The sequence below is a fragment of the Dactylosporangium sp. NPDC000521 genome (genome assembly GCF_042898305.1).
Lineage (GTDB): Bacteria > Actinomycetota > Actinomycetes > Mycobacteriales > Micromonosporaceae > Dactylosporangium.
Genome location: NZ_JBIAYW010000001.1, coordinates 209,947 through 222,906, shown reverse-complemented (window position 1 = coordinate 222,906; position 12,960 = coordinate 209,947). Strand labels below are relative to the sequence as shown.

Below are 12,960 nucleotides of genomic sequence, written 5' to 3'. Positions count from 1 at the left end.
CCGTCGCACCAACGCGTCCTCGATACGCGAGAAGCCGGGCCGGTCTAGTCCAGGTCCTTGAGCAGGTAGAACGCGGTGTCGCTGCCGTACTCGGCGAGGGCGGCTTGCAGCGCCGCCCGGTAGGCGTCCCGCTCGTCCTCGGTACGATGCGGCGCACCGTACAGCGGGAACAACGCCTGCAGGGCCATGTCTCTCCCGTCTTGGCCCACCTCGGGCGCGAGGGCCATCAGCTGCGTCCACGCGCCGGGCACGCGGCCGGCGTAGCGCGTGATCGGGTGGCTGAAGTCGTCGTAGTGGAACCGCCTGGTCTGCTCGCCGACCCGCACGAGCGCCTCCAGGACCTCGGGCGTGGCGCTGTCCATCCGCTCGAGGTACCACGCGGCCTGCACGGCCCGGCCGTCGTCGGCCCCGTGCAGGTCGGCGAGCACCGCCGCGAGGATCTCGGGATCCGGCCGCACCCCGGCGCAGACCACGCACCCGCACCGCTCCCGCGCGGCGTCGACGCGGCCGGCCTCCTCTTCGGTCAGCTCGTCGAACGACAGCAGCAGGTTGTCGCCCCGCAGCCCGTCGTCGTCCACGAGCCACAGCCGGTCGCGCACGACCACCAACCGCTCCTCGCCCGCCGCCACGTCGGGCCGCGGTCCGGTGATGGTGACCCCGCGCCGCCCGGCGACGTACCCGATCTGCTCCCAGTCGACAGCGACAGCGACCATGCACCAGTGCGCCCACGCGAGCATTGAGCGCGGGCAGCAGCCGGCGGGGTTGGGGAACCGCCAGTACATCCGCCGGTCGCCGGCTTGATGCGGCTCCGCGGCCGGTTCGAGCTCGTCGAGGTAGTCGTCCAGCTCGTCGTAGGCCTTCCCGCCGAGCACATGGAACCACTGCGCGAACGTCCGCATCTCCTCCCACATCGCCACGCGCGCCGCGTCGACGTCGCCGTCACCATCAAAACTGATCGAGAGCACAATGCCACCCATGCGCGCGGACGCTACCAACCGGGCGCAACCGGCCCGGTCACCCGCACGGTGGCGGCGACGGCCGCGTACTGCTCGAACGTGCACGGGTACAGCTGCATGGCCGAGTGCTGTGGCACGTGGTCGGCGGCGCGCATCGCCGTGAACGTTTCCCGGCGGCGGGCCGCGTCGCCGCTGCTGAACGCCGTCCGAACACGCGATCCGGTCCCGGCGGCGTGCGCGGGCGGCGGCATCGGGGCAGCATCGAAGCGCATCGACAACTATCGAGGAGGAGCGCCCATGCGATCAGCGCGGATGTGGTCCCGTACGACGATCGTCGCGGCCGCCACGGTCATCGTCGGGTCGACCGGGGTGCTCGCGACGACGCTGGCCGCGCACGCCGCCGCCGGATGCCGGGTCAAGTACACCGTGACGAGCCAGTGGCAGGGCGGCTTCGGCGCGAGCGTGGACGTCACCAACCTCGGCGATCCTCTCGCCGGCTGGCGGCTGACGTGGTCGTTCACCGCCGGGCAGACCGTCACACAGTTGTGGAACGGCACGGTGAGCCAGTCGGGGTCCGCCGTGACGGTCACGAATGCCGCGTGGAACGCCGCCCTCGGCACCGGCGCCACCACGAACTTCGGCTTCGGCGGCACCTGGAACGACGCGTCCAACCCCGTGCCGGGGACCTTCGCGCTCAACGGCGTCGCCTGTACGGGTAGCACGACTTCCACCTCACCGACGGCATCGCCCACCGCTTCCGGCAGTGCTCCGGCGGGGACCGTGCTGGATCAGGTCAGCACGGTGGGGCGGGTCCGAGCGGCCGGGACCGCCGTGCAGTTCACGTGGCCCGGCACGTACTTCGAGGGCCGGTTCCGCGGTACCGGCGTCGGCCTGGTGCTCAACGACGCCAACAACGACTACGTCGTGCAGGTCGACGGCACGACCGTGGCGAACCTGGTGGCGCCGGGGCGGACCACGTACTGGGTGCGCGGCCTACCGGGCGGCGAGCACACCGTACGGCTGGCGAAGCGGACCGAGAGCCCGTGGGCCGCGGGCGAGTTCGGCGGCCTGGTCGCCGACACCGGCGGCGCGATCCTGGCGAAGGCCGCCAGGCGCAGCCGGCAGATCGAGTTCATCGGCGACTCGTGGACCGCCGGCTACGGCAACATGTCGACGACCCGCGACTGCAACAGCAACGGCGGCGTGACCCGCAACTCCAACGCCGACGCGTCGTTCGGCGCGCTGACCGCGAAGGGTCTCAACGCCGACTACCAGATCATCGCCTGGTCCGGCATGGGCATGGTCCGCAACTACGGCGGCCAGAACACCGCGTACAACTTCCCGGCGAGCTACTACGACAAGGACCTGCAGGCGCTGTACAACAGCGGCGTGTGGCCGGTGCCGAGCACGTGGCGGCCGCAGGTCGTGGTGGTCGGCCTGGGCATCAACGACTTCTCCACGGCGCTGACGTCCGGCGAGAAGTGGTCGACGACCGGCGCGCTCGCCGCCTACTACCGCGCGGCGTACCAGACGTTCATCGACAGGCTGCGGACCCGGTACGGCACGAGCACGCAGATCGTGCTCACATACCCAGACCTGACGTACATGACGACGGCCTTCGCCGACTCGATCCAGCAGATCGTCCAGGCCCGCAACAGCGCCGGCGACGCCCGGGTCTCGTCGCTGTACTACGACAACACCGCCCTGGGCCTGGACCTGCTGGGCTGCGACTGGCACCCGTCCCTGCACGACCACCAGGTCCTCGCCACCGCCCTGTCCTGGCATCTGTCGACCCTCCCCCTGGCCTGGTGATCGGCTGTCACGCTGAGCGCGGTGCCGCGTGGTGCGGCGTGGTGCTGACCTCGCGGAGCGGCGAGCTCGAAGCGGTCACAGGCGGCCGCGGGCAGACCTGGTGTGCCGGGCCGTCTCGGCCGCGTCGGCGTCGAAGAGGGCTCGCCAGGCGATGGCCTGCCGGGGCGTAGGGTCGCCGCTGAGGGTGGCCGCGTGCAGGTCGATGCGGTCCAGCAGCGGTCGCAGCTGTTGCCACTGGTCGAACGTCAGGTCCAGGTACTGCAGCGACGGCAGGTCGGCAAGGACGGTGAGGTCGGCCGTGGCGGCGCGGGCGAGGGACAGTCCGTGCAGGTTCGGGACGCTCCGCAGCGGCGTCAGGTCGCGCGGTTCGGTGCCCCCGAACAGGGCCAGTGAACGCAGGGCCGGGTGGCCGGCCAGCGGCGCCAGGTCCGACGCCCCGTTCACCATGAGATGCTCCACCGGCAGCGCTCCCAGCGGTGCGAGGTCCGCGCGGACGGTCATCGCCAGCACGCGCAGCCGGTGGAGCCCGGCGAGCTCGGCGGTGTTCACGGTGCCGTAGTACAGGCGCAGCTCCTGGACGTCGGGCAGCCGCCGCAGCGGTTCGAGGTCGATCTCGCCGCCGCCGCGCTTCTCCAGCCGGAGGTCGGGTCGCGGGGAGGTCCGGCGTGGCGGGCCGGCCAGCACTGTGGTGACGGAGTCGGCGACGTACCCGGGGCGGGTGCTCCAGTCGACGCCCACGTTGATGACCTGGCCCGGCCGGCCGTGCCGGGCCGGGGCGAGGTCGACGGCGAGGAAGTTGCCGCCGGCGTCGTCGGCGATCGGGATCCAGCCGGGGTGGCCGCTCGCCCGGCGGACCGTGCCGGCCGGGTCGGCGTCGAGGACGACCCGGTTCCACACCTCCGGCCAGCCGCCTCCGGCCGGCGCCGAGGTGATCCCGTGCATGCCGGTGACCTCGGCTAGCGGGTACCGGCGCCAGCCGTCGATCGTGCCGCCGCCGTCCGCCAGCGCGAACAACGCCCGCAGGTCCGGCGGCAGCCGGTGGCCGAGCTTCGCCTCCGCTGCCGCGATCTCGTCCTCGGTCGCGCCCGGAGGCAGGTCGTCGCCGCTCTGTTCCAGCAGCAGCGCGACCGCACGGTCGGGGTCGCCGGCGTACGTGGGATCCAGCGGGACCGGGTCCGGGTCGAGGCTTTCCGGTGGCACGCCGGTACGTAGCTGCACGGTGTAGGAGCTGCCGACGTTCGACTCGCGCAGCCCGAACCGGGCGACCGCGTCGAACTGTCCGTCGGCGTCGACGGTCAGGTGCACCATGGCCTGACGGAACTTCGTTCCCTCGGTGAGCCGGCCGAACAGTTCGAGCATCGGTGCGGCGACCGCGTCGTGGCGCATCTCGGGGTTGTACAGGCCGCTGCCGTCCTCGGCGACGTACCGCACTCCCTCACCGCCGTGCCCGCGGGCGACCAGGTCGACCGACAGCGTGGCCGTGCGCCAGCCGACCGGCCCGTGCTCGAACACGAGGCGGCCGGCGTCGCGCAGGGCGTCCGAGGCGGTGTCGCCCGGCGTGATCTCGTCCCCCGTAGCTGTCATGCCCCGCACCGTATCGCCCTCGATCGACCGATGGCACACCGCGGGCCTGGCGGATACGGCAGCGACAGCACCACCTCTCCTGCCGTGACGTCGTGGCGTTGAGGCCGGCCACGCCACCGTCTTCCGCTGCGTCCAACGCTTCGCGTCCGCCGCAGGCCGACGTCGCCGGTTGCAGCCCGGCACGCACAGGAGCACTTGTCCCTCCACGGACCTGGCGTCCGTGCGGTTTTCCGTGCCGCGCACGGATGACCGGTGGTGCGCCTCGGAGCACGCTGATCACCGACGTAGGACCATTGCGCTGAACCGAGAGGTGACACCATGAACAAGGCAGTGATCAGTCTCAACACAGGTCTGGAGGACGCCGAGACGGTCACCGTCGCGTTCCTCGTCGCCGTGGGGGCGGCCGAGCAGGGACGACCGACGCTGATGTTCCTGACCAAGGAGGCGGTCCGGCTGGCCACCGAGGGATTCGCCCAGGCCGTCGCCTGCGACGGCTGCCCCCCACTGGCGGATCTCCTCGACCGTTACGCCAAGGCCGGCGGCACATTCCTGGTCTGCCCGATCTGCGTGCAGGCCCGCAAGGTCGACCCGGCCGGATTCCGCGGCAACGCGGAAGCCGGCGGCACCGTCCAGATGTGGCAGTGGATCGGCGACGACCCTGCCGTGACCTTCAGCTACTGACAGCCTGGTGCCCAGAAGCAGGAGTCCGGCTCGGCCGTACATTCGGCGCTTCAGAATCTTGGCCCTCGTCGCGTTTCCGCTCGCCGCACTGCTCGCGGGAGGCTGTCAGGGTTGCGGCGCGCTCATGGCGCCGGCCCGGTGGGCGGCGGTGCGTTGCGTGTGATCGGCGGCGAGGATGAGGTAGACGCTCGCGGTCCAGGTGTACGCCCGGTCGCGGAGTCCGGCGCCGGTGAGGGCGTCGAAGTTCTCGGCGAATCCGGATCGTTCGCACAGTGCGCGGAACCGTTGGCTGATGTCGTCCGCGAGTTGGATGTGACCGGCCCGGCGCAGGCCGTCCTCGATGAGCAGGGTGGACGGAGCCCAGATCGGACCTCGCCAGTAGCCGTCGGGCTCGTACAGCGGGGACCGGGGGTGCTGCGTCGCCGGCCCGTACGCGGTGAGGTGGGTGCGGATGCGGTCGGCCAGTGCGGCGCTGACGGCCGGCGGCAGGTCGTCTCCGAGGGCCACGGCCATGAGGTTCAGGAGGCTGTCGCTGGTCCACGTCGTGGAGGTGCCGGGACGGCGGGCAGCGAACCGGTCGCCGGCCCACAGGGTGTCGAGCATCGCGGCCCGCAGCTGGTCGGCGGTCTCGGTCCACCGCCCCGCCTCCTCCGCGAGTCCGAGGGTCGTGGCAAGGTCGGTGAGCTCGCGGAGCTGCAGGATGAGGAAGGCGGCGAGGTCTGCGGACTGCACCAGGCGGTGCGGGTCGAAGGTGGTCGCGTTGTCCCAGCCGCTGTCGTTGCCGTGCTGGTAGTGCGGCAGGGTCTCGCCGGGGGCGCGGCGGGCCGAGAGCCAGAACGTGCTCCAGCGAGCCATCGCGGTGTAGGTCGCTCGCAGGTCCTCGGCGTCGAGGCCGGGCAGGTGCCGGCGCAGTTTGCGCAGGGCCCAGCCGTGAATGGGCGGCTTGACGAAGTTGTACAGGACCTCGGAGTGGGTGATGGAGTCCGGAAGGGCGCCGGCCTGGTCCTGGTGGTCGAAGACGATCTGGAAAATCCCGGCCAACGTTCGTGGACACAGCGCTAGCAACCGTGACGCCATCCCTCATCCGATATCTGTTCGGTCCGGGGCGGGTTGACCGAAGATGCGAAGTCGCTCGATGTGAGGTCCTGGGTGTGACATGCCACCCCGAATGCGGTCCGGCGGGTCCCGCAGTGCCTGGGTGTTGTCGGTCGCGACGTAGCCCGGCGCGATCGCGGTCGCGATGGCCGTGCTGACCCGGGTCTGGCTGGTCAGACGACGGCACGCACAACGCCGGGCTTCCGTACGGTGCTGAGTCCACCGGTCAGACCACGGTGCAGGGGATGCCGTTGAGAGTGAAGGCGGTCGGTTCGGCAGTGTTCCCGGTGTGGGTGGCTTGGAAGCCGATGTCGACGGTGGCCCCGGGCGCGAGGGTCCCGTTGTAGCTGACGTTGGTGGCGCTCACCTGGCCGCTGGACGGTGTGAAGGTGGCGTTCCAGCCCGACGTGATGGCCTGGCCTGAAGGCAGGGTGAAGCGGAGCGTCCAGCCGTTGAACGTCGCGGAGCCGGTGTTGGTGATGCTGATGCTGGCCGTGAACCCAGAGCTCCAGGTGTTCATCGTGTACGCGACCCGGGGACCCGAGCCACCGGTGGGAGACTGGCTGGGCGTGGGAGAGAGCGTGATGCTCGGCGACGGGCTGGTCGGCGGGGTGCCGCTCACGCTGGTCACGAACGTCGTCACGCTGCGGGCGGGAAGCGTGACGGTGACCGAGCCGTTCGCCATCGTCTGCGCGCTCTGCGGCGCGACGTTGCGGCTCGCGTCGGTCAGCCAGCTGGCGACGCTGCCGGACGCGGTGGTGCCCGCCAGGGTGAACTGCTGGCTCACCGACGAGGTGTTCTTGTTGACCGCGACGATCACCACGGTGTTGCCGCCCCGGTACGCCGAGACGTACACGTTCGTCGCCGGGTTCGCCGTCGCGTCGACCCGCACATAGCCCGGACGCACGAACCTGGCGAACTGCGCCATCATCGCGCCGCGCTTGCTGATCTGGCCGTCCTCCCGCATCGGCCCGTAACTGCGGCGGATCGTCCACCAGATGTACGCCTGGAACTCGGCGTCGACCATGGCGTGGTGGATGTGCTCCCCCACGTCGAGGGCCTGCGGCCAGAGGTCACCCGAATCGGAACTGTTCGGGTAGTAGACCTCGGTCATCCAGAGTTCCTTGCCCGCGCCCTTCTGCTTGAACAGCGGGTACGGGAAGTTCGCATACGACGTGCCGTAGAGGTGGGCCCCGATGATGTCCACATTGGCCAGCGCCGTGGCGTCGTTGAGGATCGGGTCCGACATCGACTTCACGTACTGGAACGACTCGGGGGCGATGACCCTGGTTCCGATCGAGCCGGCGTTCTCCCGCAGGAACCGGACGATTTCGGCGGAGGTCCACCACGTCCAGTCGGTCGCGTAGTCAGGCTCGTTCTGCACCGAGATGCCGTACAGGTTGACTCCGTTGTTGCGCATGTAGGTGGTGAAGTCATTCAGGTGCTGGGCGTAGGCGCCGTAGGAGCTGTACCGCAGGCGCTTCGCGTTGGTCTGGCTGCCGCGGGTGAAGGTTTCGATCATGCTCGCGGGCGGGTTCCAGGGCGAGGCGATGACGGTCGCGCCGAGCTCGACGGCGCGTTTCGCCGTCGCCAGGTCGCGGCTCCAGTCCGCCTGGTTCTCCCCGACGGGGATCCGCAGCACGGAGAACCCCAGCTGGCCGTCACCGCCACCGAACGCAGTGGTCCGCTGGGCGGCGGTGAGGTCGCCGATCCATGCCGCGTGCGCCATGCCGCCGAAGCCCCGGATCGTCTGCCGCGCCGCGGACGGATTGATGTTCGCCGTCGCCGCCGCGGCCTCCGTCGCCCGCAGCACCGACGCCGCGACCGTGAGGACCGGCACGGCCCCCATGGTGGTCAGCACGGTTCTCCGGCTCAGCGACCGCCGCTCCGAGTGCACGGGTTCCTTCTGATCCTGTGTCATGTCGTGCCTTTCTGGTCTTTGATGCCGTTCCGCGTCGATCGCCCCTGAAGATGTCGATGTTAGCGCTAATGACGAGGCACCGACGGTGTCAGAAATACGCCGTCCATTCAAGTGGCCATCCACATCTGCCGCCGCTACCAGGCGAGGGAAGGATGTAACTTTCCGCACCAGGAATTGCGACTCAAGAGGCCCCGGGTCCATAACAATTCCCAGCACAGCTCATCAAACAGCTTCCGAACTGGGACGGCGCCCACTGCGGTGACCCATCTTCAGAAAGTGGTCCGAGTTGACGCCAGATTGAACTACGAGGCCGGACCAATACTGAAATGTGATCGCTCACCCCGGGTCGGTCGCCGGTGATTCGGCCGCAGACCTCGCACCGGGTCCCCAGCATTGAAACGGAGGACATGTTAACGATCCCCACGGATGAGTCCGGGGCGGTGACCGCACACAACGTCTCCTACAACGGCTCGATCCCACCGGGCGCCTCGGTCAGCATCGGATTCCAGGCAAACCACTCCGGCACCACCACGAAGCCGTCGTCGTTCGCCCTCAACGGCACGGCGTGCACCACCGGCTGACGCCGCATGCCCTGCGGGCGACCACCCCGGCGCCTCGACCGCGGTGTGGCGGTAGCCTGCCGCCACACCGCTTCGCCGAGCCGCGCCCCCGAAGGCGGCGGCGCGGTCAACGGGCGAGCCAGCCGCCGTCGACCGGGATCACCGCGCCGTGCACGTAGCTCGACGCGTCGGATGCGAGAAAGACCGTGACACCGGCCAGGTCCTCGGCGCGGCCCCACCGCCCGGCCGGGATCCGCTCGAGGATGGCCTTGTTGCGGTCCGGCTGGTCCCGCAGCGCCTGGGTGTTGTCGGTCGCGATGTAGCCGGGCGCGATCGCGTTGACGTTGACTCCCTGCCCGGCCCATTCGTTGGCCAGGGCCCGGGTCAGTCCGGCGATGCCGGACTTCGCGGCGGCGTAGCCGGGGACCGTCACGCCGCCCTGGAAGCTCAGCATCGACGCCGTGAAGATGATCTTCCCTTCGTTGCGTGCGAGCATCCCCCGGCCGACCTCCCGCGCGAGGACGAACTGGGCGGACAGGTCGACCTCCAGGACGTGGTCCCAGTCCTCGTCGGAGTGCACCGCGGCCGGCGCCCGGCGGATCGTGCCCGCGTTGTTGACCAGGATGTCCACCGGTGACGGCCGCCCGTTCAGCCAGCGCCGCCCGGACGTTGCGGGTCACCTCCTGCGGGTCGGCGGAGCCGGCGAACGTCGTGGCGAACGCCTCCGGCTCCGCGGCGAAGCGCAGCGCCACCTGTGCGATGTCGGCGCCACGCTCGTCGCACAGCCGGGCCGCCGCGGCGGCGGCCTCGCGCACCGCCGGCGGCGCGGGATGCCAGCCGGGTGCGCCCCGCCGGGTGAGCAGCCCCATGGCCAGCGGTGACGCGTTGAGCACCGCAGTGCCATCGGCGTGCAACAGCGGCGCCGTCGCACCGAGCGCCCGGTCGAGCAGCGTGTACCGGCAGTACGACAGCACCGTGTCGATCGGGGCCGCCTGCGCGACTCGGGTGAGTGCCGGCAACGGATATCCGGTGACGCCGATGAACCGCACCTTGCCCGCCTCGCGCAGCACCGCGAGCGCGGGCAGGGTCTCCTCGACGATCTGTCCGGCGTCGCCGAACTCGATGTCGTGGCACTGGATGAGGTCGATGGGGTCGGTGCGGCCGAGGGGGCGGTACCGCATTGGATGCCATATGCCTTTCCGCCGTCGTCGCCGCGCCGTGGTACGGCGCCTGACGGCCGCAAACATCTGATGTATCTATAGTGGGGATGCGCCGGGACAGGTCCCGATGCCGGTGAACGCAGGACGGGGTTCGGAGGACACTCGGTGGCACTGACCGATGAGGCGATCACCAGGATTCGCAGCATGATCCAGAGCGGTGAGCTGCCGCCCGGCTCCCGGCTGCCGCCGGAGCAGCAGCTGGCCGCGCAGATGGGGCTGTCGCGCAGCGGCGTGCGGGAAGCGGTGAAGGTGCTCGAGTCGGCCCGCGTGCTCGATGTGCGTCGCGGTGACGGCACCTACGTGACGAGCCTCGCGCCCCGGCTGCTGCTGGAAGGCCTCGGCGTGGCGGTGGAGCTGCTGCGCGACGACACCCTGCTGGAGGTCATGGAGGTGCGTCGCATGCTGGAGCCGGTGGCGACCGGCCTGGCGGCCCTGCGCATGTCCGACGACGACCTCGACGAGCTCGCGCAGATCCTGCAGGACATGCGCAGCGCCGCCGACGACGCGGAGAAGCTCATCGGCTTCGACACGGCGTTTCACCGCACTGTGGTCGCGGCGACCGGCAACGAGACGCTGACGTCGCTGCTGGACGGGCTGTCGAGCCGCACCCTGCGGGCCCGGGTGTGGCGCGGCCTGATCGAGGGCAACTCGGCGCACAAGACGATCGACGAACATCACGCGATCTATCTCGCCCTGCGCTCGCGGGACCAGCTGCTCGCCCACGCCAGCGCCCTGCTGCACGTCAACACCTCGGAGGCGTGGCTGCGCACGGTGCTGTCCTCGCCCGTCGCCGACGCCCGCCGGTCCGGCAAGGCCTGACCGGTCGGCCGCGACCGCGCCGCGGGTCATCCCGGCGCCCCGGTCCGCCGCGCGGCCTGCAGCCGCCCTGACAGGTCGTAGGTGCGGATCGCGGTGCCCGCGAAGATCTGGGCGTGCCCCCGCCGGGACAGCGGCGGGAGCGCGTCCCGCAGTGCCCGCAGTACGCCGCGGTAGTCCGCGACCAGCAGGCACACGGGCCAGTCCGAGCCGAACATCAGACGTCCGGGGCCGAAGCACTCCACGGCGGCGGCGACGAACGGGCGCAGCGCTTCGACGGTCCAGCCCGGGCCCGCCTCGGTGACCATCCCGGACAGCTTGCAGGTGACGTTCGGGTTGGCGGCCAGGGCCGCGAACGGTTCGCGCCACCGCCGCAGCCCTTCGTCGCCGTCGGCGATGCGCGGCTTGCCGAGATGGTCGAGCACGAAGCGCAGTTGCGGCACCGCCTGCGCCGCGCGGGCGGCGGCCGGCAGCTGATCCGCCCGGATCACCAGGTCGAACACCAGGCCCGCCGCGGCGATCGCGGCGAGGCCGCGCCGCACGTCGGCCCGGTCGAGGTAGTCGGGGTCGTCCTCGCCCTGCACCTGTGCGCGCACCCCGACCAGCAGATCACCGCCGCGCAGCCGCCGGTACCGGCTGATGGTCGCCGCCACGTCCGGGGCGGCCACGTCGATCCACGCCACGACCCCGGCGATGGCGGGGGTGTCGGCGGCGTTGCCCAGGAACTCGGCCGCCTCGGCGACGTCGCACCGCCCGCCCTCGACGAGCACGGTGCCGGCGACGCCGGCCGCGGTGAGCTCCGCGGTCAGGTCGGCGGGTGTGAACGGCCGGCGGATGGCCTCCAGTCCCGGCCCGTCGAGCCAGTGGTAGCCCTGTTCCGGCTGCCACAGGTGGTGGTGGGCGTCGATGATCACATGGCCTCCGTGGTCGCGGTGTCTGCGGATGGTGCTCAGGCGGCGGTCGTCAGCGGTTGGTCCGCCGCACCCGCCCATTCCGGGCCGTCCGGGAATCGGAAGGCGTCCAGCGAGGCGGGGACGATCTGCGCGCTCATGCCGGGTGCGGTAGGTGCCAGGTAGCGTCCGCCGCTGATCCGCACCGGGTCCACGAAGTGCTCGTGGAGGTGGTCGACGTACTCGATGGCCCGGTCCTTGGTGCTGCCACTGACCGCGACGAAGTCGAACATCGCCAGGTGCTGCACCAGCTCGCACAGCCCCACACCGCCGGCGTGCGGGCAGACCGGCACCCCGAACTTCGCGGCGAGCAGCAGGATCGCGAGGTTCTCGTTGACGCCGCCGACCCGGCACGCGTCGATCTGCACGACGTCGATCGCCTCGGCCTGCAGCAGCTGCTTGAACATGACGGCGTTGTGCCCGTGCTCGCCGGTGGCGACCTTGACCGGCGCGAGTGCCCTGCGGACCGCGGCGTGGCCCAGCACGTCGTCCGGTGATGTCGGTTCCTCGATCCAGTACGGGTCGAAGGCGCTGAGCTCGCGCATCCACGCGATCGCGTCGGGCACGCCCCAGATCTGGTTGGCGTCCACGGCGATGCGGATCGCCGGGCCGACCGCCTCCCGGGCGATGCGCAGCCGGCGCACGTCGTCGGCCAGGTTGCCGCCGACCTTGAGCTTGATCAGTTCGTAGCCGGCCTCGACGGCTTCGCGGCAGAGCCGAGCGAGCTTGTCGTCGTCGTAGCCGAGCCAGCCCGGCGTCGTGGTGTAGGCCGGGTAGCCGTGCTGCAGCAGGGTCCGCTCCCGGTCGGCGCGGCCGCCGGCGGCGGCGCGCAGCAGCGCGAGCGCCTCGTCCTCGGTGAGCGCGTCGCGCAGGTACCGGAAGTCGATCTGGGCCACCAGCTGTTCGGGGGTGAGGCCGGCCAGCAGTTTCCACAGCGGTTCGCCGGCCCGGCGGGCGGCGAGGTCCCAGACGGCGTTGACCAGCCCGCCGGCGGCCATGTGCACGACGCCCTTCTCCGGGCCGAGCCAGCGGATCTGGCTGTCGCCGGTGAGCCGGCGGGCCAGCGCGCCCGGGTCGGCCAGCAGCGCGTCGACGGGCTGGCCGACCACCATCCCGGCGAGTGACCGCATCGCCGCGACCTCGATCTCGGTGCCGCGGCCCACGGTGAACACGAGCCCGTGGCCCTCCGCCCCTGAGGTGGTGCGCAGCACGACGTAGGCCGCGGAGTAGTCCGGGAACGGGTTCATCGCGTCGGACCCGTCGCGGTGCCGGGAGGTGGGGAACCTGACGTCGATGGTGTCCACGGACGAGATGCGCTCAGTCACCGATGCTCCTGGAAGTTGTGTCGCCGCGCGGGCAGCACCC

At 71.0% G+C, this 12,960-nt stretch carries 11 protein-coding genes and 2 pseudogenes; 4 read left to right on the top strand and 9 right to left on the bottom strand.

Annotated features, from left to right (window positions below; genetic code table 11):
* Nucleotides 1–44: 44 nt before the first annotated feature.
* A complete protein-coding gene (locus tag ACFY3L_RS01005; RefSeq protein ID WP_389317099.1) occupies nt 45–977 on the bottom strand; it encodes a hypothetical protein in 933 nt (310 codons plus the stop codon).
* An 11-nt stretch (nt 978–988) separates the two neighbouring features.
* The gene (locus ACFY3L_RS01000; RefSeq protein ID WP_389317096.1) at nt 989–1,228 is read right to left on the bottom strand and encodes a hypothetical protein; all 240 of its coding nucleotides are present in this window, start codon (nt 1,226–1,228) and stop codon (nt 989–991) included.
* A gap of 25 nt (nt 1,229–1,253) precedes the next feature.
* Between ACFY3L_RS01000 and ACFY3L_RS00995 the strand changes: the two genes are divergently transcribed.
* The gene (locus ACFY3L_RS00995; protein WP_389317093.1) at nt 1,254–2,768 is read left to right on the top strand and encodes a cellulose binding domain-containing protein; all 1,515 of its coding nucleotides are present in this window, start codon (nt 1,254–1,256) and stop codon (nt 2,766–2,768) included.
* Nucleotides 2,769–2,843: 75 nt separating this feature from the next.
* On the opposite strand, the gene ACFY3L_RS00990 is transcribed toward ACFY3L_RS00995, so the two are convergent.
* On the bottom strand, nt 2,844–4,352 hold the full coding sequence (locus ACFY3L_RS00990) for an SMI1/KNR4 family protein (protein ID WP_389317090.1): 1,509 nt from the start codon (nt 4,350–4,352) through the stop codon (nt 2,844–2,846).
* Nucleotides 4,353–4,670: 318 nt separating this feature from the next.
* On the opposite strand from ACFY3L_RS00990, the gene ACFY3L_RS00985 reads away from it, so the two are divergent.
* Nucleotides 4,671–5,033, top strand: coding sequence for a DsrE family protein (locus ACFY3L_RS00985; protein ID WP_389317087.1), 363 nt, complete (start codon nt 4,671–4,673; stop codon nt 5,031–5,033).
* Between the two features lie 105 nt (nt 5,034–5,138).
* Here the strand turns inward: ACFY3L_RS00985 and ACFY3L_RS00980 are convergent, their stop codons facing one another.
* Together ACFY3L_RS00980 and ACFY3L_RS00975 are read right to left on the bottom strand one after the other, a co-directional pair.
* Entirely contained in the window at nt 5,139–6,074 is a 936-nt protein-coding gene (locus tag ACFY3L_RS00980) for an amylo-alpha-1,6-glucosidase (RefSeq protein ID WP_389317085.1), read from the bottom strand.
* 280 nt (nt 6,075–6,354) lie between these two features.
* Nucleotides 6,355–7,977, bottom strand: coding sequence for a cellulose binding domain-containing protein (locus ACFY3L_RS00975; RefSeq protein ID WP_389319117.1), 1,623 nt, complete (start codon nt 7,975–7,977; stop codon nt 6,355–6,357).
* 503 nt (nt 7,978–8,480) lie between these two features.
* Between ACFY3L_RS00975 and ACFY3L_RS00970 the strand changes: the two are divergent.
* Nucleotides 8,481–8,630: pseudogene (locus tag ACFY3L_RS00970) on the top strand (cellulose binding domain-containing protein); the annotation flags it as partial.
* 106 nt (nt 8,631–8,736) lie between these two features.
* Here the strand turns inward: ACFY3L_RS00970 and ACFY3L_RS00965 are convergent.
* Both ACFY3L_RS00965 and ACFY3L_RS00960 read right to left on the bottom strand, forming a co-directional pair.
* On the bottom strand, nt 8,737–9,240 hold the full coding sequence (locus tag ACFY3L_RS00965; protein ID WP_389317082.1) for an SDR family oxidoreductase: 504 nt from the start codon (nt 9,238–9,240) through the stop codon (nt 8,737–8,739).
* A gap of 85 nt (nt 9,241–9,325) precedes the next feature.
* A pseudogene (locus ACFY3L_RS00960) lies at nt 9,326–9,790 on the bottom strand (aldo/keto reductase); the annotation flags it as partial.
* Between the two features lie 144 nt (nt 9,791–9,934).
* On the opposite strand from ACFY3L_RS00960, the gene ACFY3L_RS00955 reads away from it, so the two are divergent.
* Nucleotides 9,935–10,648, top strand: coding sequence for a FadR/GntR family transcriptional regulator (locus ACFY3L_RS00955; protein WP_389317079.1), 714 nt, complete (start codon nt 9,935–9,937; stop codon nt 10,646–10,648).
* A gap of 26 nt (nt 10,649–10,674) precedes the next feature.
* Here the strand turns inward: ACFY3L_RS00955 and ACFY3L_RS00950 are convergent, their stop codons facing one another.
* Together ACFY3L_RS00950 and ACFY3L_RS00945 are read right to left on the bottom strand one after the other, a co-directional pair.
* On the bottom strand, nt 10,675–11,559 hold the full coding sequence (locus tag ACFY3L_RS00950; RefSeq protein ID WP_389317077.1) for an amidohydrolase family protein: 885 nt from the start codon (nt 11,557–11,559) through the stop codon (nt 10,675–10,677).
* 35 nt (nt 11,560–11,594) lie between these two features.
* Nucleotides 11,595–12,920, bottom strand: a complete 1,326-nt coding sequence (locus tag ACFY3L_RS00945; protein ID WP_389317074.1) for an enolase C-terminal domain-like protein — start codon at nt 12,918–12,920, stop codon at nt 11,595–11,597.
* Between the last annotated feature and the right edge of the window lie 40 nt (nt 12,921–12,960).